Below are 26,145 nucleotides of genomic sequence, written 5' to 3'. Positions count from 1 at the left end.
AAGTCCCTTGTCAGTGGCCGGATCCGAGGCGCTGCTCCTGCCGCTTCATCAGCGGTGTGAGCAGGGAGTGGTCCAGGGTGCCGGTGCCGGAGACGACGATCTCGTACTCCACGTCGCCGACGTGGGAGACGCCGATCAGCGTTCCCGTCCCGCCGCTGTCGGACGGGTTGATCGCCTGCCCCTTGGCGTTCGAGACACCGGAGATGTCGAAGCTGTCGCCATGGGCGTAGGACAGGCCGCTGACCCAGTCGGCGGCGTGCCCGGCACTGTCGAAGTGGATCAGGTTGACGTCGACGGTGTAGAGCCCGTCATTGGTCCGGTAGCTGCGCGAGGCGCCGCCGGTGCAGCCGTACTGCTTCAGGATCTGCTTGCTCGTGGACGAGTTGCTCATCGTCTTCGCGATGTCCGAGACGCTCTCCGTGGTGCCGTCCGGGTCGCCGTAGGCCTCGGCGTCGTCCGGGACCGGCAGCAGGAAGAAGCGCAGGTCGCCGCTGTGGGTCGAGCCGTTGACGTAACCCTTGACGGTCGAGCTCGGGCTCGGCGTCGGCGTCGCGGCGATGCTCGGCAGCACCGCGGGTGCGGACGGGGAGGCCGACGGGGACGCACTGGTCCGTGCCTCGGCCACGGCGGTGCCACCGCCGCCCGTGTTGGCGGCGATCGCCGCCGAGGTACCGGCGACGGCCAGCCAGACCGCGGCCGCCACGGTGATGGTGACGCTCTTTCGACGCGCCCGGGCCGACGTGGATTCCGGCGCGTACTCCGGTGCGGACTCCGGTGCGGCCTGGGGCTCGACCTGGGAGTCGGGCTGGGACTCGGCTTGGGGCTCGGGCTCTCCGGACATGTCTTCAGATTCCATGGTTCCTCCAGGGAACAGTCCCCGAGGAACGAAATTTTTCGAGCATGACAAATTCCCCCACAGCACACGATTCATGGCGCAACGGCAGCGAGTGATGGGCTCTCAACTGGCCTGCGACCTGCGAGTATGCCGGGATCCACAGCAGCCGCCCAAGTTGTTTATATGATCGATACCTGGTTCGCGGTCACACTGCCGGGAATTGCGTCATTCGCTACGGGAAATTCCGGAACGTCCGGTTGCCACGTCACTCGCGGCCCATACCAGCCCCGCGTTCTCCTCGGCCGGTCGCGCGCCGTCGACGACCAGCGCGCAGTGATCACGCAGCGGTTCGACGTGACGCAGGAACGCGTCGCGGCGCGCCTCGGTGTAGTTGCGCAACAGCACGTCCAGGGGGAAGCCGCCCTGGACGCACTTGCGCTGGATCTTCCGGACGAGCCGGAGGTCCGCGTCGAGGTCCACGAACACGTCCAGGCGTCCGGGCGTCGCGCGCCCGGTGGTGGTCGTGGCCGCGAAAAGGCCGTCGGCGACCACCGTCCGCCCGGCGCGCAGCGCGGCCGCGACGTCCCGTTCCCAGTGGCCCCAGTCGAGCGACGCGGGCTCGCCGACGTCGAGCCGCGGCACGCCCCGCGGGTCGGGCCGCCACACACCGGTGGCCGGGTCGGTGACGAAGTAGTCGTCCCCGTGCAGCAGCACCACGTCCCGGCCCTCGGGGGCGGTCGCGGCGAGGGCCCGGGCCAGGGTGGTCTTGCCGGCGCCGGGACCGCCGGTGAGGGTGATCAGCACGGGGACACGGTAACGAGGGGCGGGCTAGCCGAGCTGGGCCAGGCCCTCGGTCGCGATCTGCTCGAAGACGGCGAGGTCGTTCTCGAAGATCGAGTCCGGGACGGGCCAGTGGATGACCAGCTCGTCGATGCCGAGGTCACGGTAGGTGCCGGCCCAGTCGACGAAGGCGTCCAGCGAGGAGAGGGGCTTCTCCGCGGTGGAGCCCTGGAGCAGCATCTTCTGGATGCCGCCGAAGTCGCGCCCCTCGGCCTCGCAGGCCGCACGGAGCTTGCCGAGCTGCGCCTCGATGACGGCCGGCGCCTGTTCGACGGGCACGTCGCCGGGACCACGCGGGTCGCCGTAGGTGACCCAGCCCTGCCCGTACTTCGCGGCCAGCTTCAGGCCGCGCGGGCCGGTGGCCGCGACGTAGAACGGCACCCGCGGCTGCTGCACGCAGCCGGGGATGTTCCGGGCCTCGATCGCCGAGTAGAAGCGGCCCTCGACGGTGGTCTCCTGCTGCGTGAGCAGCCGGTCGAGCAGCGGCAGGAACTCGTCGAACCGGTCCGCCCGCTCCCTGGGCGTCCACGGCTCCTGGCCGAACGCGGTGGCGTCGAAGCCGGTGCCGCCGACCCCGATGCCGACGGTGATCCGGCCACCGGAGACGTCGTCGAGCGTCATCAGCTCCTTGGCGAGCGTCACCGGGTGCCGGAAGTTCGGCGAGGTGACGAGCGTGCCGAGCCGCAGCCGCTCGGTCGCGCAGGCCGCGGCGGTCAGGGTCGGCACGGCGCCGAACCAGGGGTCGTTCTGGAAGGACCGCCAGGTGAGGTGGTCGTAGGTGTACGCGGCGTGGAAACCGAGTTCCTCGGCTCGCTGCCAGATCTTCTGTCCCTCGCTCCACCGGTGGATGGGGAGGATCACCGTGCTCAGACGCATACCCCCGACCTTATGCCGACAAGGCGGTCAGGTAGGGCCGAGAGCCGCCCGACCACGGCGTCCTGGCCCCCTTCCGGTCCGGACCCAGGCCCTCCCCGGCGGCGCGGAGGAAGAGGCCGTCCTCCATGGCGTGCGCGTTCTGGCCGCCCACGACCCCACCCCCGCAGGTGGCCACCCACCTCACGTCCGGGCCAGGCTGTCGAGCCGATTCCGCAGGTCAGCACGGTCGCTCTCAGGTCGTGTAACCGGAGTTGAGTTCCACGTACGCCTCCGTCAGATCGCATCCGTAGACGGTGAAGGCGCCCGCGGCGATGCCGAGGTCGACGCGGATGAGGATCTCGTCGCCGCCGAGGTACGCCGCCGCGCGGGCCAGCCGGGCGTCGTCCGGCTCGTCGGGGAACATCGGCAGGTCTCCGTATTGGATGGTCACTCGGCCGGGGTGGATGTCGTGTTCGTCGTGGAGCTTGCCGACGGCCATGGCGACGCGGCCCCAGTTGGGGTCGGCGCCGTGGACGGACGTCTTGACCAGCGGGGAGTTGACGACGGCCTTGCCGACGCGCTTGGCCTGGGCGTCGTCGCGGGCGCCGGTGACCTGGACCTCGACGAGCTTGGCGGCACCCTCGCCGTCGGAGGCGATGTCGCGGACGAGGGTGAGCGCGGCCTGGTGCAGGACCCGCTCGAACTCGGACTCGTCGACGGGCCCGGCGAGGCCGTTGGCGAAGACGGCGGCGGAGTCGCTGGTGGAGGTGTCGGTGTCGATGCTGAGGGCGTTGAAGGTCCGGTCCACGACGCGACGGAAGATCGCGTCCAGGGTCGCGGCGTCGAGCTCGGCATCGGTGAAGAAGAAGGTCAACAGCGTCGCCATGTTCGGCTCGATCATGCCGACGCCCTTGGCGATGCCGACCACGACGGCGTCGCCGCAGCGCAGCCGGACGCACTTGCTGCGGGTGTCGGTGGTCATGATGGCCGCGGCCGCGGCCTCGAAGTCGGCGGGTGGGAGCGGGGAGGGGATGGCCGCGATGCCGGCGCGGAGGGAGTCCATGGGGTACGGGCGGCCGATGACGCCGGTCGAGCCGATGACCAGCTCCTCCGGCTTCACCCCCGCAGCAGCCGCGGCCAGGCGGCGCACCTCCTCCGCGTTGGCGGCGCCGACCCTGCCCGTGGCCACGTTGGCGTTGCGGGAGACCACGACCATGCCGCGGCTCGCCTGTGCGGCCGAGTCGGCGCGGCTCAGTACGACGCTCGGCCCGGCGAAGCGGGACCGGGTGAAGACGGCCGCGGAGACCGCAGGAACCTCGGAGACCACCAGCGCGAAGTCGTGCGCGGTGTCCTTGAGGCCCATGTTGGCGGTGTAGGAGCGGAAACCCAGGGGCAGCAGGGCAGGCGGATTCGTCATGGCGTGAAGCATAGCTATGCATGCAAGCGAATGCTCATGCGTTTCAGGAGTCGGAATGCCCCACCTGGTCGCGGTAGTCGTACTCCGTGTAGGGGTAGTTGGGGCGCTCGTAGGCGAACTCCGAGCGGTCCGCGCCCGCCGCCTCGGCCAGCCAGGCGTCGGCCAGCGGCGGCTCGGCAGGAGCCGGAACCGCGATCGGGATGTTGGTCAGCTGCCCGCCCGGCACCGGGTGGGCGACGCCCGCGACAGGCGCTCCGAGGCCCGTCGGAGCCCGCAGTGAGCCGTAGCGTTCCATGCGCTGCCAGCGCAGCCGTGCCCCGGCCACCGCCGTGACCACGGACTGGATCACCACCAGGTACATCAACTGCCGGTAGACGAACTGCTGGAGCGGCAGGCTCCACAGCGGCCCCAGCCGCTCCCCGTCCAACCGGAACGCGTACAGGCCCAGCAGCAGTTGCAGCAGCAGGAAGGCGGACCAGAGCCCGAGCACGTGCCACGGGTCGAGGAAGACCAGCCCGTACAGGGCGAAGATGTCCACCACCGGCGCCAGCAGCGGCAGCAGCACCTGGAAGAGCAGCAGGTAGCCGAGGCCGCGACGGCCCAGCTTGCCCGCGGCTCCGCGCTGGAAGACCGCGCCGCGGTGCTTCCACATCGCCTGCATGGTCCCGTAGCACCAGCGGTAGCGCTGCCGCCACAGGGCGCCCAGGGAGGCCGGGGCCTCCGTCCAGGCCACCGCGTCCTGCTCGTAGACCACGCGCCAGCCGTCCCGGCAGAGCGCCATGGTGAGGTCGGTGTCCTCCGCCAGCGTCTGCTCCGAGAGGCCGCCGACGCGCTCCAACGCCCCGCGGCGGAACGCGCCGACCGCGCCGGGGACGGTCGGCATGCACTCGGCCAGATCGAACAGGCGGCGGTCCAGGTTGAACCCGACCACGTACTCGATGTGCTGCCAGCAGCCCAGCAGCCCGCCCCGGTTGACCACCTTGGCGTTGCCGGACACCGCGCCCACACGGGTGTCGGCGAAGGGCTGGACCAGGTGCCGCACGGTGTCCGGCTCGAAGACGGTGTCGCCGTCGACCATCACCAGCAGGTCGAAGGAGGCCTGGGAGATGCCGGTGTTCAGCGCGGACGGCTTGCCGCCGTTCTCCTTGCGGATCACCCGCACACCCGGCAGGCCCAGCGACTCGGCGATGTCGGCGGTGCCGTCGGTGGAGCCGTCGTCCACGACCAGGATCTCCACCGGGTGGTCCTGCGCGACCAGCGAGCGGACGGCCGCCTCGATGCCCGCGCTCTCGTTGTAGGCGGGCACCACGACGGTGGCCGGCTCGGTGACCGGATCGCCCCAGGCGTACTGAGTCCACCTCTTGTGACGCCGCGCCGCCACGACGGAGACGATCGCGCGCAGGACGCTGAGGACCCCCGCCGCGACCATGAACCAGCCGAGAGCCGTCAGCAGCCAGTGGCTCAGCAGCAGCGCCCAGATCAGCGACAGGCCCAGCCAGTGGTCGACCGCCGACGCCTTGGCCATCGGCGCGGCCAGGCCCGTCGTCGCACTGACGGTGCCCACGGTCAGGCCCTCCGCCTGGTACTGCGTCAGCAACCGGTCCAGCGCGGCCACGGACTGCGAGCGGTCGCCGCCGGCGTCGTGCATCAGCACCACCTGCCCGGCCGGGGGCTTCCTCGGGTCGACGGGCACGCCGGGCGTCGTCCCCGCGATCGTGCCGTCGTGGACGATCCTCGCGACCCCAGGACGCTGCCAGTCCTCGGTGTCCTTCGTGGTCAGCACCGTCAGGTAGCCTTCGCGGCCCGCCTGCTGGATTGCCGCCCAGTCGGCGTCGTCGACGGAGTCGTTGCCGGCCGAGTACGGCGGACGCAGCAGCGTCGTCGTCTCGCCGGTGGCGCCCGCGAGGGCCAGCTGCGCCTCGCGCAGTTGCAGCGTGCGCTGCCAGGCCGGGATCAGGCCGAGGTTGGGGTGAGTGAAGGTGTGCACCCCGATCTCGTCGCCGTCGGCGAGGACCTGGCGGGCGAGGTCCGGGTTCTCGGCGACGTTCTCGCCGATCTCGAAGAAGGTCGCGTGCACGTGGTGCCTGCGCAGCACCGCCAGGATCTGCGGGGTCCACTTCGGGTCCGGGCCGTCGTCGAAGGTCAGCGCGATCGTGCCGGGGCGCGGCCGCGCGGTGCGCGGCGCTCCGCCCGCGCCGCCCTGCGGGGAGACCACCGGACCACCGTCGGCGACCGAGGCCGGCACCTGCCCCGACGGGCCCTGGGCCAGGCCCGCGCCGTCCGGGGTGCTGCCGAACATGTGCTGGGTGTAACCCTCGATCAGCAGCGCCAGGGTCAGCGTCACCACCATGGTCCCGAGCAGCAGCCAGTGCGTGCGCAGCGGAACCTGGCGGACCGTCCCGCGACGGCCGCCGTGACGGCCCCTGTCGCCACGGCCCTTGTCGCCACGGACGTTGTCGCCACGGCTCCTGCCACCACGGCTCCTGCCACCACGGCCTTTGCTGCCGTGACGCGCCGCGGGGCGGGACGAGGAGGAGTGATGGCTCATCAGGCTTGCGCTCTGGCCTTCTTGGTCGGGTGGTGCGAGGCCCCGGGCGGGACCGCGGTGTGGGTGCTGCGGCCGTGCGTAACCCCTGCGGCAGGCTGCGTGGCGGAGTGGGTCGCGCCCGCCGTCGGCGTCGCGCCGACCGAGGCTCCGGGCGCGGGGACCACCCCGGTCACGTCCGTCCCGCCCGTGCCGGTGCTCTGACCGCCCGTTCCGCCCTGGCCGTGGACGCCGCCGCGGGTGACCGGGTGCGGGCCACCGCTCGGGCCCGGCGCGGTGTGCGGCCCCGCAGGCAGCGGCAGGTACGGGCTGTCGACGGTCGGTCCACCGAGCAAGGTGCTCACCATCAGCCCGATGTAGGCCACCGCCGGAACCACGAGGATCCGTCCGACGCGGCGAACCCGGCGCTGGCGGCGCCCGCTCGCGTCGACGAAGACCGGACGCTCCGGGACCCGCCGTTCGGGGGGTGTCGGCACCGTTTCGGCCGTATCGCCGGCCGGGGTCGTACCCGTCTGCACGAGCCTGGACCCTAGCGTTCCACGGGCTGTTTGGCCACGCCTGTCCGCTCGCGCACAGTCGGCGGGAGCCCGGACGGGTCCGGGCCGGGCTCCCCCTGATCGGGGGGAACCCGGCCCGACCGAACGGCGGGGTCCGCCGCGGACGCCTCACCCGAGCGGCGCGGGCGCGGCGGGCTGCTGCGCCGCGTCCGGACCCACGTCCCGGCGGGCCGCGTGCCGTCCCACGGCCTGCCGCGTCCCGGTCTCCTGACGCTCCGCATCCTGGTCCGCCATGACGGCCGGGACACCGCGCAGGCGGCGGACCACCAGGCCGGCGCCGAGCAGCAGGGCCACCCCGCCCGCGGCGACGACACCGTGGAAGCCGTCCACGAAGGCCTGCTGCGCGGCGGCGTCGAGCGCGTGGCCGAGCCGGGCCGGCAGCGTCGGCGCCACGGCGACGGCGCCGCCGATGGACTCGTGCGCGGCCGCGACGGCCTGCGCCGGGGTGCCCGCAGGCGGCGTCAACTGGTGCCGGTAGACGGCGGTGAGCAGGCTGCCCAGCAAGGCGATGCCGAGCGCTCCGCCCAGTTCCGTCGCGGTCGACTCGACCGCGCTGGCCGCGCCGACCCGCTCCTTCGGCGCGCTGGCCAGCATGGTGTCGCCCGCGATGCCGAAGACCAGTCCGATACCGAGGCCGGACACGAACATGACCGCGCCCATCACCCAGTAGTCGGAGGCCACACCCACCAGCAGGTAGCCGAAGCAGGACAGCGCCATCAACACCAGCCCCAGGCCGACGGCCCTGGCCCGCCCGAGCGCCTTCACCGCGACCGGGCAGAGCGGCCCGGTCACCATCGCGCCCAGCGGACCGAGCAACAGCGCGAAGCCGGTGCCCATCGGGGAGTAGCCGCGCACGTCCTGGAAGTACAGCGAGGCCGCGAGCGACTGCGCGGCAAGCGCGAAGATGCTCAGTGTGTTCGCGGCGATCGCCCCGGAGAAGCCGCGGCTGCGCAGCAGCGCGATGTCGACGAGCGGGTGCGCGGCCCGGCGCTGCCGCAGCACGAAGCCGACCAGCAGCGCGACGCCGAGCCCGGCGCAGACCCACACGTCGGGCCGGTCCACGCCGTCACGGGCGGCGGTCTTCAGCGCGTAGACGGTGGCGACGACGCCGAGGCAGGAGAGCGGGACGCTGCGCCAGTCGATCGGACCGGGGTTCGGGTTGCGCGACTCGACGAGCAGGACCGAGCCCGCGACCAGCACCAGCGCCATGACCGGCACGTTGATCAGGAACACCGAGCCCCACCAGAAGTGGTCCAGCAGCGGCCCGCCGACCACCGGCCCCAGCGCGAAGCCGCCTGCGGCGACGCCCCCGGAGATGCCCATCGCCAGCGAGCGCTCCTTCGGATCGGTGAAGGCGTTGCGCACCAGCGACAGCGTCGACGGCATCAGCGTCGCCCCCGCGACGCCCTGCAGCGCCCGCGCGGCGATCAGCCAGCTGGCGCTCGGCGCCTCGGCGGTCACCGCCGACGCGAGGGCGAAGCCGGCTCCGCCGAGCAGCAGCAGCCGCTTGCGCCCGAACCGGTCGCCCAGGCTGCCCATCACGATCACCAGGCCGCCGAGGGCGAAGCCGTAGGCGTCGGCGATCCAGAGCAGTTGGGTGCTGCTCGGGTCCATGTCCCGCACCAGGTGCGGGAAGGCGAGGTTGACGACGGTGTTGTCGATCCCGAGGACGAGGGAGGCGACACAGCAGATGGCGAGCGTGGCCCACTTGCGGGCCGCGGAGAGGTTCCCTGACGAAGTCATGCTCCGACCGTCCCGCGCAGCGCGCACCGCACCCTGACCGCCCGCGCACCGCACCCTGACCGGGCGAGGCGGTGCCCGGAGGGCTCGCGGGGGTCAGGGCCGGGCCCGGAAGGCACACGGGGGTCAAGTCGGCGCCCCGGATGGGCACACGGGGGTCAGGTCGGGCTCGGGGGCACGCGGGGGTCAAGTCGGGCCCGGGGGCACGCGGGGGTCAAGTCGGGCCCGGGGGCACGCGGGGGTCAGGTCCGGCCCGGAAGGCACACGGGGGTCAAGTCGGGCCCGGAAGGCACACGGGGGTCAAGTCGGGCCCGGAAGGCAGACGGTCAGGTCAGCGCCTAGGAGGGCAGCGGGGGTCAGATCAGCGCCCGGAGGGCACGCGGGGGTCAGGTCAGGTGGGCAGGACCGCGCTGGGCCGTGCCGGAACAGACCGGACTGGGCCCGGTCGGGCCGGATCAGCCAGGCGGGCCGGACGGCTGGGGCCGAGCCGCGCTGGGACGCCGCCCGGGGCGGCCGGGGGCGTCACCTCGGTGGCCGGAGCGCCCCGAGGCGACCACGGCCGACGGTGCGGGAGCACGCAGTGCGGCGAGGCGGCTAGGCAGGCGGGAGGGCCGAGGTCACGAAGGCCATCGCCTGCTGGGGGGAACGCGCGGCACCGCGGGCGAAGGCTTCGGCGTGGGGCGTCTCGGCGGGGGCGGCGTCCGTGCGGGGGTCCAGGACCGCCGCCGTTCCGAGGAGTTCGGCGGCCGTGGCGGGGTCACCCTGGAGGCGGGCCGCTTCGGCGAGGACGGAGGCGAGTTCGCCGTAGGTGGGAAGGTTCCGGCCGCCGCGCAGGATGGACTCCGCCTCGCGCAGGCGCGCACCCGCCGCGCCGACCTCGGACTGCGCGAGGTCGATGCGGGCGAGCTCCAGCAGGACCGACGCCTGGACACCCTCGCCGCTGGACCAGCCGATCAGCCGACTGGCCAGCGCCTGCGCGCAGAACTCCCTGGCCTCGGTGAACTCGCCACGACGGCGCGCGATCTGGGCCAGGCCCAGCCGCGCGGAGGAGAGGTTGTCGCTGACGCCGAAGGGCTCGACCAACGCGACCGCGCGCTTGAGGTCCGCCTCCGCCGAGACGAGGTCGTCCGCGCGCAGGCTCAGCTCGGAGCGGCTCCACAGCAGTTCCGCCATGTCCTCCGGGGAGTCCAGCTCACCGGCCAGCTCCAGCGCACGGTCGGTGCATGCGGAGGCGCCGTCGCGGTCGCCCTGGCGCCCGCGCGCGCGGGCCAGCTCCATCAGGGCCATCACCATGCCCCAGCGGTCGCCCTGCGCCTCGAAGCCGCGCAGGCCCTGGACCAGCTCCCGTTCCTGCGCCTTCGCATCCGCATGCAGGAACCAGTGCTGGAAGGCGAGGCCGAAGTGGAGCAGCGCCCCGTACCAGGGGTCGTCGACCAGCGACTCGGCCATGCGGTTCTGCTCGACCATCGACACCTCGTCGGGCACGCCGACGAAGGGCGCCCACAGCACCACCAGATGCGGGAAGCGCAGCGGATGCTGGTACATCAGCCGGTCCATCACCGGACGGCAGGTCTCGATGTAGCCGGCGAGCTCCGGGGTGTCCATGCCGCCGGAGATCGCGGCGACGACCGCCAACGCGAACTGCTGCTCGCGTCCCGGCGGGACCGCGCCGTCGATCGCGGCGAGCAGCCGCTGCGCGGGGAGCCGACCCTCGGTGCGCAGGCCACGCAGCATCCAGTAGCCGGAGAGGCAGGCCAGCAGTTCGAGCGCGCGGTCGGTGTCGGTCCCGACCGCATGCCGCAGCGCCGCGTCGAGGTTGTCGTGGTCGGCGGCGAGACGTGCGAGCCAGTCGAGCTGGTCGGCGGTGCGCAGCACCGGCTCCGCGGTCTCCGCCAGCCGCAGGAAGTAGCAGAGGTGGGCGTCCGCGCGCTCGCGCCGCTCGTCGGCGGCGACGAGCTGGTCGGCAGCGTAGGCGCGGACGGTCTCCAGCATCCGGTAGCGCATCTCACCAGTGCCGTCCGGCTGGTGGGCGACGACGAGGGACTTGTCGACCAGGGCGCCGAGCAGGTCCAGGGTGTCCGGGCCGGTGTCGCAGACGGCCTCGGCGGCGCCGAGGGTCCAGCCACCCGCGAAGACGGAGACACGGCGCAGCAGTGTGCGCTCGGCCTCCGGCAGGAGGTCCCAGCTCCAGTCGACGACGGCGCGCAGCGTCTGCTGGCGCGGCTGCGCGGTCCGGCTGCCGCCGGTGAGCAGGCGGAACCGGTCGTCCAGCCGGTCGGCGATCTGGCGTGGCGTCAGCAGGCGCAGGCGGGCCGCGGCCAGCTCGATGGCGAGCGGGAGGCCGTCCAGGCGGCGGCAGATCTCGGCGACGGCGGCCGCGTCCTTGGGGCTCTCCGGCGCGAAGCCGGGGCGGACGGCGGCGGCGCGCTCGGCGAACAGGCGCAGGGCCTCGGGGCCGGGCAGCGGCTCCAGCGGACGGACGTTCTCGCCGGGGACGGCGAGCGGCTCGCGGCTGGTGGCGAGGACGCGCAGCTCGGGGCAGGCGAGCAACAGGCGCTCGGCCAGCGCAGCCGACTCGTCGATGATCTGCTCGCAGTTGTCCAGCACGAGCAGCAGGTCGCCGCGGCGCGCGAGGGCCGGCGCGAGCCGGTCCGCGGCGTCCCCGCCGCCGGGCGCGGTGGCGCCCAGCACGCCGGACTCGCGCACGCCGAGCGCGCCGAGCAGCGTCGTCCCGAGCGTCGCGGCGTCGACGACGCGCGAGAGGTCGACGAAGCAGGCGCCTCCGGCGCCTGGGTAGCGAGCGGCGGCCTCCAGGGCGAGCCGCGTCTTCCCCGTCCCCCCTGGCCCCGTCAAGGTCACCAGCCGGGCCCGGCGAAGCGCGTCGGCTAGCCCGTCGAGGTCGGCTTCCCGCCCGACGAAGCTGGTCAGCGGCCTGGGGAGGACGACAGCGGGGGGCGGGACGGGTCGACCAAGATCGTCAGATGCTCCACGTGGCGCATTTAGTGATCTTGGCTCGGTGGGCTGCTCGCTGCCCGCCCCGGAAGACGAGGGGAAGCCTGTGGCACCCGCCCTGGACGGAGCTCGGAAGCCGGGCTCGGCGTCGAAGGCTCCGACCTGGTCGGGCTGCATCGGCCCGCGCGGCGACGCAGCCTTGGCCTGCGCGCTGCGCACGGCAGCCGAACCCGGCCAGGAGCCGCCGCCGGCCGACTCACCGGGCCCGACCGCGCGGACGCCCACACCACTCGACGGAGCAGCGCCCCCGATCGCGTCCTGCGCGCGGCGGGCGCGGAGCGCGGGGTCGGCGCGCAGGACGGCGAGATGGAGGTCGGCGAGCTCCGGGCTCGGGTCGGTGCCGAGGGAGTCCGCCAGGGTCTCACGCAGCGCGCCGTAGGCCGCAAGCGCGTCGGACTGGCGGTCGGCGGCGTAGAAGGCGCGCATGAGCAGCGCGGTCAGCGGTTCGCGCAGGGGTTCCTCGGCGACCGCCGCGCGCAGTTCCGCGATCAGCTCGCGGGCGCGCCCGAGCGCCAGACCGGCCTCGGCGCGCGCCTCGACCGCGGCGAGACGCAGCTCCGCCAGCCGGACCACCTGGCCCGCCGCGAACGGCGCGCCGCCGACGTCCGAGAGCGGCTCGCCACGCCACAGGCCCAGCGCCGCGGTCAGCGCGGTGAAGGCCTTGGCCGCGTCGCCCCGGGCCAGACCGCCCTCCCCGTCCGCGACCAGTCGCGCGAAGGCGTGCGCGTCCACCTCGTCGGGAGCGGTCAGCACCCGGTAGCCGCCGGGACCGCCCTCGATGCCGACGCCCACCGGACGCAGCGTGCCGCGCAGACGGGAGACCTGCGACTGCAGCGCGTTGCCGACGTTGCCCGGCGGCTCCTCCCCGTACAGTCCGTCGATCAGCCGCTCAGTGGTGACCGTCCGGCCGGCGTCCAGCAGCAGCAGCGCCAGCAGGGCACGACGGCCGGGGCCGCCGAGCGCGAGCTCACCGCCGTCGTCGTTCCAGGCCTGGGTGGTGCCGAGGATGCCGAATCTCACCCGGTGATTCTGACTCATCGTCGGTCTTCCGTGCGGGCGATCAAGGACCGCGGTGCCGCGGATCGCCGACCGGGGATGTGAGGATGTACCCGTGATCCCCTCCCTCATCGCCACCGACCTCGACGGCACACTGCTGCGCGGCGACGGCACCGTCTCCGCCCGCACCGAGGACGCGCTGCGCCGGGCGGAGGACGCGGGTGTCTGCATCGTCTTCGTCACCGGCCGCCCGCCGCGCTGGATGGGCGCGGTCACCGAGGCGATCGGCCCGCACGGGATCGCGATCTGCTCCAACGGGGGCGCGCTCTACGACGTGCGGCACGAGGAGCTGCTGGAAACCCACCCGATGCGCGCCGAGGACGCCCTCGCCACGGTGACGGCGCTGCGCAGCGGGCTGCCCGAGGTGACCTTCGCCTTCGAGTACCCGGGCGGCTTCTCCCACGAGCCCGACTACCCGCGCACGCTGTGGGACATGGACGCGGCCGACCAGGTCGCCCCGGCCGAGGAGATCCTCGCGGGCGCGACCGGCCACCAGATCTTCAAGCTGCTGGCCAAGCACCCGACCATGGACCCGGACGCGTTCCTGCGCCTGGGGCGCGAGCTGGTCGGAGGATTCGGCGAGGTGACCCGCTCGGCGTCGGTCGCGATGCTGGAGATCAGCGCGCCGGGCGTCAGCAAGGCCAGCGCCCTGGCCCGCTGGTGCGCCGAGCGCGGCATCCCGGCCGAACGCGTCGTCGCCATCGGCGACATGCCCAACGACCTGCCCATGCTGAAGTGGGCGGGCACCGCCTACGCCGTGGCCAACGCCCACCCTGAGGTGCTGGCGGCGACCGTCCGCCACACCGCCAGTCACGAGGACGACGGCGTGGCGCAGGTCATCGAGGCCCTGCTGGGCTGAGGCCCGAGGGCCGACCTCGCTACGACAGCTGGCTCGACGGGCAGCCGCCCCAGAGCTTGGCCAGCGCCTGTGGGATCTGCGCGACGCAGCCGCCGACGTCGGGGAAGCCGGCGCTGCCGATCAGCGTCCAGGTGCCGTTCGCGGCGAGGGAGAAGTACTTCCGCGTGCTGCCCTCGTCCTGGCCCGAGACCTGGTCGGAGTAGGTCGCGCCGGGCGTGAGGTCGAACGCGGTGGCCGCGTAGGTGGTGCCGCCGCACTGCCCGTAGAGGAACTGGTGCGGGCGGGGCGTGATGTGGCCGCGGTGCACCTCGGTCCCGTAGTCGCGGGTGACGGCCGCCTTCACCGCGTCGGTGGCGACCATGTTGCGGCACCCGGCGTCGATCGCCGTCGGCGTGCCCGAGGGCGACGTGCCCGCTCCTGTCGGGGACGCGGTCGAGCCGTCCGAGGGCGCCGCGGTGGGCGATGCGGAGACGGCCGCGGTGGCGGTGGCGGACGCAGTGGCCGGGGCGGGGGCGGGCGCAGAACCTGTCGTCGAACCGCCGCCGGAAGAGCTGCACGCGCTGAGCGCCAACGCGCCGGACAGGACGAGCGCGGCCGAGGCGGCGGCGCGGCGCGTGGTGGAGCGCATGGAGATTCCCCCAGAAGTACAGGTCCGTCAGAACGCTTCGCACTGTAGTCAGGCCCCCGCAACGCTCCGCCCGCCGTTGCGCTACAGCCTCGCAACAGCGTGCCGGACGTACCTACAGCCTGGCCGTCCAGAAGACCCGGGTCCCGCCGCCGCTCACGCCCGGCCCGAACCAGGCGTCGCCGCCGAGGTTGCGGGCCCGGTCGGCGAGGTTGCGCAGGCCGCTGCGACGTCCGTCCTCGGGGATGCCGACCCCGTCGTCGGTCACCGACAGCACGACGGCGGAATGCCCCTCGCCCGTGGTGAGGCGGCCCTCGGCGTCGATGCGGGCACTGCTGTCCACCACCACGTCCACCCGCGAGGCGTCGGCGTGCCGGGCCGCATTGGAAAGGATCTCCCGCAGCGCCGCCACGAGTTGGCGGCCCATGGCCTCGCCGGTCATCGCCTCGACGGGGCCGACGAAGGTGAGCGCCGGCTTGAAGCCGAGCGGACCGGCCGCCTGGGCGCACTCGCGCAGCACCTGACTGCGCAGGTCCGCGCCGCCCTCGGGGGTGTCCTCGTGCTGGAGGGCGTAGATGGTGGTGCGCACCTCCGCGATGGTGGCGTCGAGCTCGTCGACCGCCTTGGAGATCCGGGTCCGCACCTCCGGCGCCTCGGCCAGCCGGGCGGCGCTCTCCATCATCATCCCGGTGGCGAAGATGCGTTGGATGACCAGGTCGTGCAGGTCCCGGGCGATCCGGTCACGGTCCTGGTAGACGGCCAGGCGCTGCTGGTCCCGCTGGCCCTCCACCAGCCGCAGCGCGAGCGCGGCCTGCGCGGCGAAGCCCTCGGCGAGCGCCCGCTCGTCCTCGGTGAACGGCGGGGTGTCCCGGCCCCGCCACACGACGACGGCCCCGAGGACCCGTCCGGAGCTCTTGAGCGGCAGCGCCATGCTGGGCCCGAAGGACGCGCGGATGTCCGCGCGCAGGTCGGAGTCGGTGTTCATGTCGGCGATGGTGACGGTGTCACCCGCGAACAGCCTCCGCACCCGCTCGGTGGGCGGGACCGGCTCCCCGATCAGCAGGTCCGCGGCCTCGCCGGAGGCGTGGGAGACGCGCAACCCGCCGTCCTCGGTCGGCAGCAGGATCATCCCGAGAGCGGCCCCGGCCAGGTCGCGCAGCAGCTCGGCGGTGGTGGTGAGCGCGACGGCGGCGTCGTCGGCCGTCAGCATCACGTTGGTCACCTCACGGGATGCGGCGATCCACCGCTCGCGCCGACGGCCCTCCTCGTACAGGCGGGCGTTCTCGATCGCGACCCCGGCGGCCGCCGCCAGGGCTTCGACGACCTGCTGGTCGGCCGTGGAGAACTGGCGTCCGTGGTGCTTCTCGGCGAGGTAGAGGGTGCCGAAGAAGGCGTTGCGGACCCGGACCGGGACGCTGAGGAAGGTGCGCATCGGCGGGTGCCCGGGCGGAAACCCGATGGCGCTCGGATGCCGGGTGAGGTCCTCCAGCCGCAGCGGCTCGTGGTGCTCGGTGACGTAGCCGAGCAGCCCCAGCCCGCAGGGCAGTCCGCCGATCTCCAGCTCCTGCTCGGAGGTGATGCCGACCTGGATGAAGTCGGACAGTCCGTGCGTGTGCGGGGCGAGCACCCCGACGGCGGCGTAGTCGGCGTCGACGAGATCGGCGGCGGCCCCGGCGATCCGCTGCAGCGTCGCGTGCAGATCCAGCCCGGAGCTGACGGCGACGACGGCCTCGAGCAGCTCCCGCATCCGGTCGTTCACGGCGGCGACCGCGTGCAGCCGCTCGGCGACCTCGCTGACCAGGTCGTCGACCTCGAGGGAACCGAGGTCGGGGATGAACTGCGCGTCGCCGGTGGCCATGCAAGCGAGCGTAGTTTGTCCGCATTTGGCGCGACAGTGGACGCGCGTTCGCCCTCCGTCCCGTGAGGGTGAACCCGCCGCGATCCGGTGACCGGCGGAGGTTCGCATGCTTACGGTGCGCAACGGAGGGGGTGCCCGATGACGGACGCGATCGACATCAACGACTTCGTTCACGCGGCGACGGGAGCGCGGGTTCGACGAGTGACCCTGGCGGATGGGAACCACTGGTTCCCGGCGATGGACGTATGCCGCGAGCTCGGCTACGCCAACACGACCGACGCCGTGAAACGGCACGTGCCAGAGGGCATGCGACGCATGGCACATACTCTCGTTCCACGCGAGGGTTGGCTAATCATTGCAGGTCAGGGCCTTAAGAAGTCTAGCGTCATGCTTAGCCTTCAGGGGCTGATCCGCCTGGTGAACGGCTGCACCAAGGACGACGTCGAGCCCTTCAAGAACTGGGTCACCGAGGTCGTCTGCGCGGTCCAGCGGGAAGGCTCGTACCGGATCGACCAACGCGAGGCCGCAGTGGTCCTTCCCCAGTCCGTGATGGAGGTCGTGGTCCGGCTGGAGGAGCACAACCTCCAGCTCGACGCCGCGTTCGCCACCACGCAGCGTGAGCAACAGCGGTTGCTCCGCGAGCTGGTCGCCGGAGTGAACCGGATCGCCGACGTCATGGAGCAGCGGCCGACCGCCCCCGCCATCCCGGCGCAGCGCTCACGGCGGACCACCGAGGAGGTCCTCGCCGAGTGGCGCGGTCGGCTGACCGTCACCGAGGACGTGTGGTCGGTGGCCGCGCATCTCGTTCCGATCATGCTGGCGCACGGCACCGCGGCACGCAGCATCGAGTCCGTCGCCACGCTCACCGGGCTCACCCAGGAGCGGGTCCGGGACTGCCTGCGGTTCCTCCAGAAACGCGCGTGCATCCGGCAGGTGGGGACGGAACCCGACGGGACGCCGAGGTACCGGCTCAGCGGGCGGTGACCATCCCGGCCTCCCGTTCGCCCTCCTGCTCGCGGGTCCACAGCTCGCGCAGCAGGCCGTCCACGGCCACCAGCTCCTGCCACGTGCCGCGCTGCACGACCCGGCCGCCGTCGAGCACGACGATCTCGTCGACCGCGTCCAGGCCGGCCAGCCGGTGGGTGATCAGGACGGTCGCCCGGCCCTCCGTGGCCGCCAGCAGGTCCGCGGTCAGGGCGTCGGCGGTGGGGAGGTCGAGGTGCTCCGCCGGTTCGTCGAGGACCAGGGCGGGGAAGTCGGCGAGCAACGCCCGTGCGAGGGCCAGGCGCTGGCGCTGCCCCCCGGAGAGCGCCGCGCCGTGCTCGCCGACCATCGTGTCCAGCCCGTCGGGCAGGGCGCGGACGAAGTCCGCGAGACGGGCGGCATCCAGGGCCGCCAGGAGCTCCGCGTCCGTGGCCGAGGGGCGGGCGAGACGGAGGTTCTCGCGCAGGTTGCTGTCGAAGACGTGGGCGTCCTGGGCGCACAGGCCCACGGCGCGTCGGACGTCGTCGCCCGCGAGGGTGCGGGTGTCGACGCCGCCGAGGGCGACGCTGCCGGAAGCCGGCTCGACGAAGCGGAGCAACGCGTGCGCCAGCGTCGTCTTGCCGGAGCCGCTCGGACCGACGACCGCGACGCGGCGGCCGGGGGCGAGGTCGAGGGAGACGCCGCGCAGCGCCGGCTCGGTCCGGCCCGGCCAGACGACGGTGAGGTCGCGGACGCGCAGCGGCAGCGGCTCGGCGGGCAGGTCGACGGGCGAGACGGGCTCGGCGACCGGCTCCGGCGCTTCCGCGAGCTCGGCGAGCCGTGCCGCCGAGCGCAGCCCGCGCTGGCGGGTCTGTGCGGCGGCCGTCAAACCGGTCACGCCCTCGAACGCCGCCAGCGGCGTGAGCAGCAGCACCGCAAGCCAGACGCCGTGCAGGCGACCGCCCGTCACCGCCGTGATGCCCACAGCCGCGCAGGCCACGGCGGTCAGGCCGGTGAGCGCGGTGGTCAGACCGGTGCCGAGGCCGAGGCCCGCCGCCGAGCGGCGCTGCTGCCCGGTCAGCTCGGTGTCGATCGCGCGCAGCGCGTCCAGCCGCGAGGGCAGCGCGCCGCTGACGGTCAGTTCGGCCGCGCCGTCGAGCAGTCCGACGACCTCCCCGGTCAGCCGCCCACGCGTCTCGGCCTGGGCGCGCTCGGCGCGAACCGACAGCCGTACGGCCAGCAGCGGAACCAGCACACCGGCCAGGAGCAGGCCGATCGCCAGCAGCAGCCCGGCCGACGGCAGCAACCAGGAGACGAGGCCAACGGTGACGGCGCCGGCCAGCCCCGTCGCGGCCAGCGGGAGGCGGTAGCGCAGGTAGTGGTCCTGCATCGCGTCCACGTCGGCGACCATGCGGGCGAGCAAGTCCCCGCGCCGGAAGGTCGCCCCCAGGCCCGCGGGGGCGAGGCGTTCGAGCCGGGCGTAGACGGCAGTGCGCAGCGCGCCGAGGCTGCGCAGCACGGCGTCGTGGCTGACCAGCCGCTCCGCGTAGCGGAGCACCGAGCGACCGATGCCGAAGGCGCGGGTGGCCGTCACGGCCACCATCAGGTAGAGCACGGGCGGCTGCTGCGAGGCCCGGGAGATCAGCCAACCCGAGGTCCCCATCAGTGCGGTGGCGCAGACCAGGGCGAGCCCGCCGAGGACGATCGCCGGGCCGAGCCGAGGCCTCGGCCAGGTCGACCAGCCTGCACCGGTCGCGCCGTCCGAAGGAGCCCGGGGGGTCTCGGCGTCGGACGTGCCGGACTGCTCGGGCACGGACGACGGTTCCTCGGCGAGCGCCGCATGGACGGCGAGGCCGGGGAGGACGGCACCCCCGGCGGATTCCCCGGCGGAGGGGACCGCGCCCGGCAGCGCCACACGCCGGTCGGCGAGGGCCAGCAGCGCGGGCCGGTGCGACGTGAGGATCACCGTCCGGCCGTCCGCCAGCTCGCGGATGGCCGCGATGACCGCCGCCTCGTTCTCGTTGTCCAGCCCGGCCGTCGGCTCGTCCAGCAGCACCAGCTCGCGGTCGGCGAGAAAGGCGCGGGCCAGCGCGACGCGGCGGCGCTGTCCGGCCGACAGTCCTGCGCCCGCCTCGCCGATGCGGGTCGACGCACACTGCGGCAGCCCGGCGACGAACTCCCAGGCCTGCGCGGCGACCAGGGCCTGCCGCACCTGCTCGTCGGAGGCGTCCGGACGCGCCAGACGGACGTTGTCGGCGACGGTCCCGGCGAAGAGGTAGGGGTGCTGCGGCACCCAGGCGATCCGCTCGTGGGCGGGTGCCGCGATGGAGCCCCCGGCGACGGGCGCAAACCCCAGCAGTGCCGCCAGCAGCGTCGACTTGCCCGCGCCCGAGGGGCCGGTGACGGCGACGGTCTCCCCCGGGGCGACCTGGAGCGAGAAGTCCTCCAGCGCCGGGTGCTCGCGACCCTCGTAGCGGACGGTCAACCCGTCGACCCGCACACCGCCGTCCACCGACGAGGACGAAGACGCCGACGGTGTGACGGGGGAGTCGGCCACCGGCGTCTCCAGCACCGCGAAGATCTGCTCCGCCGCCGCCAGGCCCTCGACGCTGGCGTGGTAGTGGGTGCCGACCTGACGGATCGGCAGGTACGCCTCCGGGGCCAGGACCAGCACGACCAGCCCCGTGTAGAGGTCGAGGCCGCCGTCCACCAGCCGCATGCCGATGCTGACCGCGACCAGCGCCACCGACAGCGTCGACAGCAGCTCCAGGGCGAAGGACGACACGAAGGCGATGCGCAGCGTGCGCAGGGTGGCCCGGCGGTACTGGGCGGTGATCCTGCGGATCGACTCGGCCTGGGCCTTGGCCCGGCCAAAGACCTGCAGCGTCGGCAGGCCCGCGACCACGTCGAGGAAGTGGTGCGAGAGCCGGCCGAGGGTGCGCCACTGGCGGTCCATCCGGCTCTGGGTGGCCATCCCGATCAGAACCATGAAGACCGGGATCAGCGGCAGGGTCGCCACGATGATGGCGGCGGAGACCCAGTCGGCGAAGACGATCCGGGCCAGCACGGCCACCGGCACGATCACCGAGAGCGCCAACTGCGGCACGTAGCGGGCGAAGTACTCGTCCAGCGCGTCGACGCCGCGGGTGGCCAGGGTGACCAGCTCGCCGCTGCGCTGCCGGGCCAGCCAGCCGGGGCCGAGCGCGGCGGCCCGGGCGAGCAACTGCTCGCGCAGCTGCGACTTGACCTGCGCCGAGGCCCGGTGGGCGACGGCCTCCGTCGCCCAGGCGACGGCGCCGCGGCCGAGCGAGACCGCCGCGAGCGCGGCCAGGGGCCCGGCCAGCCGGCCGAGCCCCTCTCCGTGCTGGAAGCAGCCGACGACGATCTGCGCCACCAGCATCGCCTGTGCGATGACCAGCCCGGCGCCGAGCGTGCCGAGCGCCACCGAGGCCAGCAGGAACATCCGGGTCGCACGGGCGTACCGCAGCAGACGCGGGTCGACGGGCTTCACTTTCTTCTCCTCGGCGGATCAGGCGGGCATGTTCTGCACGCCGATGCGGCGGCGGAACACCCAGTAGGTCCAGCCCTGGTAGGCGAGCACCACGGGCGTCATGAAGCCCGCCACCCAGGTCATGATCCCCAGCGTGTACGACGACGCCGAGGCGTTGCTGACGGTCAGCGACCAGGCCGGGTTCAGCGAGGACGGCATCACGTCGGGGAAGAGGGTCAGGAAGAGCATCGCCACGGCCGCGACGACGGTCACTCCGGAGAGGAGGAACGCCCAGCCCTCGCGGCCGATCTGGTTCATGCCGATGGCGCCGACCAGCGCGAGCACGGCGACGACCATGGCCGCGAACGACCAGCTGTCGCCGCGGTGCAGCTGGGTCCAGATCAGGAAGGCCAGCGCCGCCAGCGCGGTGACCACACCCACCTTCAGGGCCAGGGCTCGGGCCCGCTCGCGGATCTCCCCGTTGGTCTTCAGCGCGGTGAAGACGGACCCGTGGAAGGTGAACAGGGTCAGCGTCACCACGCCGCCCAGGATCGAGTAGACGTTCAGCAGATCGAAGAAGTTGCCCACGTACTCCATGTGGGCGTCGATCTTGGTGCCGTGAACGATGTTGCCGAAGGCGACGCCCCACAGGAAGGCCGGCAGCAGGGAGCACCAGAAGATGGCGTGGTCCCAGTTGCGCTTCCACGGCGCGTCGTCCCGCTTGGCCCGGTACTCGAAGGCGACCCCGCGGATGATCAGGCAGACCAGGATGAGCAGCAGCGGCAGGTAGAAGCCGCTGAACAGGGTGGCGTACCAGTCGGGGAAGGCGGCGAAGGTCGCGCCGGCGGCCGTGAGCAACCAGACCTCGTTGCCGTCCCAGACCGGGCCGATGGTGTTGATCAGGACGCGGCGCTCGCGCTCGTCCCTGGCCAGGATCCTGGTGAGGATCCCGACGCCGAAGTCGAAGCCCTCCAGGAAGAAGTAGCCGATCCAGAGGACCGCGATCAGCACGAACCAGACGTCGTGAAGGTGCATGGCGTCCGTCTCCTCAGTACGCGAAGGCGAAGGGCTTGTCGGCGTCCTCGGACCCCGCCGGGGGACCGCCGAGCGTCGGGTCCTTCGTCGGCGGCTGTTCGTCGGTCGGTCCGGCCTTGGCGTACTTGACCATCAGCTTGACCTCGACGACCGCGAGGATCCCGTAGAGCAGGGTGAGGACGATGAGCGAGGTCCACTGCTCACCGATGGAGACGCCGGGGGAGACCGCGTCGGCGGTGGTCATCAGCCCGTAGACGACCCACGGCTGGCGGCCCATCTCGGTGAAGATCCAGCCCCAGGAGCAGGCGATCAGCGGGAAGGCCAGGGTCCAGATGGCGCCACGCCAGGCCCACTTGGTCAGGGTCGGGCCGAGCTCGCGGGTCCTGGTGAGCATGAAGAGCGGCACCTCGTCGCCGGCCCGCCGGAACTCGGGGGCGAGCCAGAAGCGTCGGCGGGTCAGCCAGAGGCCGACGGCGGCGATCACAAAGGACGTCATGCCGAAGCCGATCATCCAGCGGAAGGCCCAGAAGGTGGTGGGGATGTTCGGCTCGTAGTTCGGGGCCTTGTCACCGAACTTGGCCTTCTCCGCGGCGTTGGTGTTGTTGATGCCGGGCACCGGGGAGGTGAAGTCGCCCTTGGCCAGGAAGGAGAGCAGGCCGGGGACGGTGACCTCGACGGTGTTGTGTCCCCTGGCGACGTCGCCGTAGGCGAACACCGAGAAGGGCGCCGGGGATTCGGTGTCCCACAGGGCCTCGGCGGCGGCCATCTTCATCGGCTGCTGCTCGAACATGACCTTGCCGAGCGCGTCGCCGCTGATCGCGGTGCCGAGGCCGGCCAGCAGGCAGACCACCAGACCGAGCCGCAGCGAGGTCTTCATCGAGGCGACCTTGACCGGCTCCCGGTCCTCGGCGGCGAGGCGGGACGCCTTCCGCAGCTGGTAGGCCGCGATGCCGATCATGAACGCGCCGCCGACCAGGAACGCCGCGGTGATGGTGTGGAAGACGACGACCAGGGTGGTGTTCTGGAACAGCACCTTGGGGAAGTCGGTCAGCTGGGCGCGCCCGTTCTTGAGCTCGTAGCCGACCGGGTGCTGCATCCAGGAGTTGGCCGCCAGGATGAAGTAGGCGGACAGGACGGTGCCGATGGACACCATCCATATGGACAGCAGGTGCAGCTTCTTGGGCAGCCGGTCCCAACCGAAGATCCACAGTCCGATGAAGGTGGACTCGAAGAAGAAGGCGATCAGCGCCTCGAAGGCGAGCGGGGCGCCGAAGATGTCACCGACGAAGCGGGAGTAGTTCGACCAGCTCATGCCGAACTGGAACTCCTGCACGATGCCGGTGACCACGCCCATCGCGATGTTGATCAGGAAGAGCTTGCCCCAGAACTTCGTGGCCTTGAAGTACTTCTCCCGGCCCGTGCGCACCCAGGCCGTCTGCAGGCCGGCGACGAGCGCGGACAGGGAGATCGTCAGGGGCACGAAGAGGAAGTGGTAGACGGTGGTGATGCCGAACTGCCATCGCGCCATCGTCTCGTGAGCGAGCGCGAGCTCCACGGGTTCCCTCCTCATAGGGCGGCCATTCGGTTCATCAACGCACTTTTCGTCCTACTTGTGTGGGACATGCGAGTTGAACACGAAATGATCGTGCGCTTGTGAACGTGAACACGATCACAAGCTAATTATCACCATGTCGTTCCGGAGAGACTGACAGGGGGGTGGGGTGGGTCGACAGCGCCCATCAGGCACACTCTGACCAGCGCAGATCGACACTTCGTCGATTGCCGTGGGGCCCGTCTCAGACGGGTGTCAGGTGTCCGGCGTGGCGCGCGTCACGTAGGCCGACCGAGTGATCACGAGCACACCTGAACGCGTACGCACCGATCACGCAGGGATCGGGCGAGCACCGCGTTCAGGCGCTCGGAAGGAAGATCCGGAAGACGGCGCCGGCGCCCGGCGCGGTCTCCAACTCGACCCGGCCGCCGTGGGCCTGGGTCAGCGCGGAGACGATGGCGAGGCCCAACCCCGCTCCCCCGCCGTCGCGTCGGCTGCGTGAGGCGTCGACCCGGTAAAAGCGCTCGAACACCCGGGCCGCCTGCTCCGGGCTCAACCCCGGGCCCTCGTCGGCGACCTCGATGACGCCCTCGCCGTTCACGGTCCCCACGCCGATCCGCACCGAGGTGCCGACAGGGGTGTGCTTGACCGCGTTGCCGACCAGGTTGGTCACCACCTGGCGCAGCCGCGCCTCGTCGCCCAGGACCAGCGCCGCGCCGGGCGTCGTCGCCCCGGCCGCACCGGTCAGGCTGACCGCACGGGTGGGGTCCAGCGCGGTGGTGTCGTGCAGCGCGTCCGCGGCCAGCGTGCGCAGGTCCATCGGCGCGAGCAGCAGCGGCCGTTGCTCGTCGAGCCGCGCGAGCGTCAGCAGGTCCTCGACCAGCCCGCTCATGCGCACCGCCTCGCTCTCGATGCGGCTCATCGTGCGCTTGACGTCGGCCTCGTCCGGCAGCGCGCCCATCCGGTAGAGCTCGGCGAAGCCGCGGATGCCGGAGAGCGGCGTGCGCAGCTCGTGGCTGGCGTCGGCGATGAACGCGCGCATCCGCTCCTCGGAGCGGGTGCGCGCGGCGAAGCCCGCCTCGATCTGCTCCAGCATCGAGTTGAGCGAACGCGCAAGGCTGCCCACCTCCGTGCGCGGGTCCGTCTCGGCGTCCGGCACGCGGTGCGTGGGCGGTTGCCCGGCCGCGGTCTGCTCCGCGATCTGGTGCGCGGCCTGCTCGATCCGCCGCAGCGGACCGAGCCCGGCGCGCACCGCGAAGAACCCGGCGACGGTCAGCACCAGCAGCACGCCGCCGCCGATCGCGAGGAACCCGTTGTTGAGCTTGGCCAACATCGCGTCGGTGTCGTCCAGCGACGCCGCCACGACCACGCCCGCGCCCGACGCCCCGGAGCGGGGCAGGATCAGCACCCGCCAGCTCCCGCCGCCGTGGTCGGCCGGCACCGTGAAGGCGTGGCCCATCCGCACCGCCAGCTGGTTCGCGTCCAGCACGGGGAACTTCGGCAGCGGATCGCCCTGCTCGACGGGCTGGGTGAGCAGGGCGCTGTAGTGCCCGTTCGCGTCGATGTCCGTGACCACGTACTGGCTGGGCAGCCAGTTGCGGGGGCGGCCGACGCCCGCGGGCGGCAACGGTGGGCGCTTGACCGGGTCCGTGACACGGAAGACGGCAGTGTCGCCGAAGCGCTGCAGCTGCGTGTCCACCCGCTGCACGAGCTCCTTCCGGACGCTCCCGAGCACCAGCGTGTCGCTCACCACCAGCCCGAGCGCGACCAGCGCGATCGCGAGAGCGAGCAGCCGCACGCGCAGCGAGAACCGGCCACGGACCTTGGGCTTCACCCGCCAGGAGCGCGGGGACCAGCGGAGGCGCACCTGATCACACAGCCGGTCGGCGAAGGACGTAACCGACGCCACGCACCGTGTGGATCAGCTTCGGCGAGCCCTCCGCGCCAGAGTCCATCTTCCGGCGCAGGTAGGAGATGTAGGACTCGACGATGCTGAGGTCTCCGCCGAAGTCGTAGGCCCACACGTGGTCGAGGATCTGCATCTTGGAGACCACCCGGCCGGTGTTCGTCATCAGGTACTCGAGCAGCTTGAACTCGGTCGGCGAGAGCGAGACCGGCCGCCCGGACCGGTGCACCTGGTGGCCCACGAGGTCCAGCTCGAGGTCGGCGACGACCAGTCGGCCGTCGTCGGCCGGGCCGCCGGTGCGGCGGAGGATCGCCCGGATGCGGGCGATCAGCTCCTCCAGGCTGAACGGCTTGGTCACGTAGTCGTCGCCGCCGGCGGTCAGGCCGCTGATCTTGTCCTCGACGCCGTCCTTGGCGGTCAGGAAGATCACCGGGATCTTGTCCCGGTCGCTGTCGTCCCGCAGCCGCTTCACCAGGGTGAAGCCGTCGGCGTCGGGCAGCATCACGTCCAGCACCACCAGGTCGGGGCGGGACCGCTGCACGGCGGCGACGGCCTCGGCCCCGGTCGCGGCCGAGGCGACCCGGAAACCGGCGAAGCGGAGCGAGGCGGAGAGCAGCTCGCGGATGTTCGGCTCGTCGTCCACGACGAGCAGGCTGGCCTCGGCGGTGTCCATGGGCGCCCCCGGTGGTTGCTGGTCTGGCTGGGCCGGTCGTGCCGGAGGTACCGGCAGCGGCAGGCTAACGGCCGTTGATGAGGAGTTCATGAGTGTTCGCTGTGCGAGTCAGCCGCCCACCTGCGTCACGGTGGTCGCCGCCACGTCGCCGCTTGCGTCGGCGGTGCCGCGCACGGTGACCGTCGAACCGGGCTTGAGCTGGCTGACCTTGCCGGCCTGGGCGATGCTCACCTTGGTGGAGCCGCCAGTGGTGACCTTGACGATGTTGCCGGTGGCGTCGGTCACGTAGATGGTCGATCCGTCGACGAGCTTCACCGTGCCGGTGGT

At 72.6% G+C, this 26,145-nt stretch carries 18 protein-coding genes; 2 read left to right on the top strand and 16 right to left on the bottom strand.

All coding sequences use genetic code 11. From position 1 onward, the window contains the following. Window positions 1-10: 10 nt before the first annotated feature. The 8 genes from TR49_RS23515 to TR49_RS45785 form a co-directional block, all read right to left on the bottom strand. A complete protein-coding gene (locus TR49_RS23515; protein WP_152627418.1) occupies window positions 11-856 on the bottom strand; it encodes a hypothetical protein in 846 nt (281 codons plus the stop codon). A gap of 204 nt (window positions 857-1,060) precedes the next feature. Next, on the bottom strand, window positions 1,061-1,639 hold the full coding sequence (locus tag TR49_RS23510; protein ID WP_042384775.1) for a zeta toxin family protein: 579 nt from the start codon (window positions 1,637-1,639) through the stop codon (window positions 1,061-1,063). Window positions 1,640-1,663: 24 nt separating this feature from the next. Then, a complete protein-coding gene (locus tag TR49_RS23505) occupies window positions 1,664-2,551 on the bottom strand; it encodes an LLM class flavin-dependent oxidoreductase (protein WP_042384772.1) in 888 nt (295 codons plus the stop codon). A 232-nt stretch (window positions 2,552-2,783) separates the two neighbouring features. Next, window positions 2,784-3,947, bottom strand: a complete 1,164-nt coding sequence (argJ, locus tag TR49_RS23500) for a bifunctional glutamate N-acetyltransferase/amino-acid acetyltransferase ArgJ (protein ID WP_042384769.1) — start codon at window positions 3,945-3,947, stop codon at window positions 2,784-2,786. A gap of 43 nt (window positions 3,948-3,990) precedes the next feature. Then, on the bottom strand, window positions 3,991-6,495 hold the full coding sequence (locus TR49_RS23495) for a bifunctional polysaccharide deacetylase/glycosyltransferase family 2 protein (RefSeq protein WP_084725315.1): 2,505 nt from the start codon (window positions 6,493-6,495) through the stop codon (window positions 3,991-3,993). Next, on the bottom strand, window positions 6,495-6,968 hold the full coding sequence (locus tag TR49_RS23490; protein ID WP_152627417.1) for a hypothetical protein: 474 nt from the start codon (window positions 6,966-6,968) through the stop codon (window positions 6,495-6,497). The genes TR49_RS23495 and TR49_RS23490 overlap by 1 nt, the downstream gene beginning before the upstream one ends. A 189-nt stretch (window positions 6,969-7,157) precedes the next feature. Then, entirely contained in the window at window positions 7,158-8,792 is a 1,635-nt protein-coding gene (locus TR49_RS23485) for an MFS transporter (protein WP_063770156.1), read from the bottom strand. A gap of 591 nt (window positions 8,793-9,383) precedes the next feature. Next, window positions 9,384-12,821 carry an AfsR/SARP family transcriptional regulator gene (locus TR49_RS45785; protein WP_042384764.1) on the bottom strand — a complete coding sequence of 1,146 codons (3,438 nt, stop codon included), beginning with the start codon at window positions 12,819-12,821 and terminating at the stop codon, window positions 9,384-9,386. Between the two features lie 91 nt (window positions 12,822-12,912). On the opposite strand from TR49_RS45785, the gene TR49_RS23475 reads away from it, so the two are divergent. After that, window positions 12,913-13,716 (top strand): HAD family hydrolase, encoded by an 804-nt coding sequence (locus tag TR49_RS23475; RefSeq protein WP_236653502.1) that lies wholly within the window; start codon window positions 12,913-12,915, stop codon window positions 13,714-13,716. Between the two features lie 19 nt (window positions 13,717-13,735). Here the strand turns inward: TR49_RS23475 and TR49_RS43980 are convergent, their stop codons facing one another. Next, on the bottom strand, window positions 13,736-14,344 hold the full coding sequence (locus TR49_RS43980; protein WP_042384759.1) for a hypothetical protein: 609 nt from the start codon (window positions 14,342-14,344) through the stop codon (window positions 13,736-13,738). 112 nt (window positions 14,345-14,456) lie between these two features. Further along, on the bottom strand, window positions 14,457-16,199 hold the full coding sequence (locus TR49_RS23465; RefSeq protein WP_052434577.1) for a sensor histidine kinase: 1,743 nt from the start codon (window positions 16,197-16,199) through the stop codon (window positions 14,457-14,459). 138 nt (window positions 16,200-16,337) lie between these two features. Between TR49_RS23465 and TR49_RS23460 the strand changes: the two genes are divergently transcribed. Further along, window positions 16,338-17,183, top strand: coding sequence for a BRO-N domain-containing protein (locus TR49_RS23460; protein ID WP_042384755.1), 846 nt, complete (start codon window positions 16,338-16,340; stop codon window positions 17,181-17,183). Here the strand turns inward: TR49_RS23460 and cydD are convergent. The 6 genes from cydD to TR49_RS23430 all read right to left on the bottom strand — a co-directional run. After that, window positions 17,170-20,673 (bottom strand): thiol reductant ABC exporter subunit CydD, encoded by a 3,504-nt coding sequence (gene cydD / locus TR49_RS23455; RefSeq protein ID WP_042384745.1) that lies wholly within the window; start codon window positions 20,671-20,673, stop codon window positions 17,170-17,172. The two genes, TR49_RS23460 and cydD, sit on opposite strands and share 14 nt — an antisense overlap. Before the next feature lie 18 nt (window positions 20,674-20,691). Next, on the bottom strand, window positions 20,692-21,687 hold the full coding sequence (cydB, locus tag TR49_RS23450; protein ID WP_042384743.1) for a cytochrome d ubiquinol oxidase subunit II: 996 nt from the start codon (window positions 21,685-21,687) through the stop codon (window positions 20,692-20,694). A gap of 13 nt (window positions 21,688-21,700) precedes the next feature. Continuing rightward, entirely contained in the window at window positions 21,701-23,242 is a 1,542-nt protein-coding gene (locus tag TR49_RS23445; RefSeq protein ID WP_042384740.1) for a cytochrome ubiquinol oxidase subunit I, read from the bottom strand. 355 nt (window positions 23,243-23,597) lie between these two features. Further along, complete coding sequence (locus TR49_RS23440; protein WP_236653501.1) at window positions 23,598-25,148, bottom strand: sensor histidine kinase; 1,551 nt, start codon at window positions 25,146-25,148, stop codon at window positions 23,598-23,600. Next, window positions 25,111-25,818 carry a response regulator transcription factor gene (locus TR49_RS23435; protein WP_042384736.1) on the bottom strand — a complete coding sequence of 236 codons (708 nt, stop codon included), beginning with the start codon at window positions 25,816-25,818 and terminating at the stop codon, window positions 25,111-25,113. The genes TR49_RS23440 and TR49_RS23435 overlap by 38 nt, the downstream gene beginning before the upstream one ends. 108 nt (window positions 25,819-25,926) lie before the next feature. After that, on the bottom strand, window positions 25,927-26,145 hold a 219-nt coding region (locus TR49_RS23430; RefSeq protein WP_042384725.1), incomplete at its 5' end, for a hypothetical protein.

It is taken from the genome of Streptacidiphilus melanogenes, from assembly GCF_000787835.1.
GTDB lineage: Bacteria > Actinomycetota > Actinomycetes > Streptomycetales > Streptomycetaceae > Streptacidiphilus > Streptacidiphilus melanogenes.
This window is presented reverse-complemented; position numbering and strand designations above follow the sequence as displayed.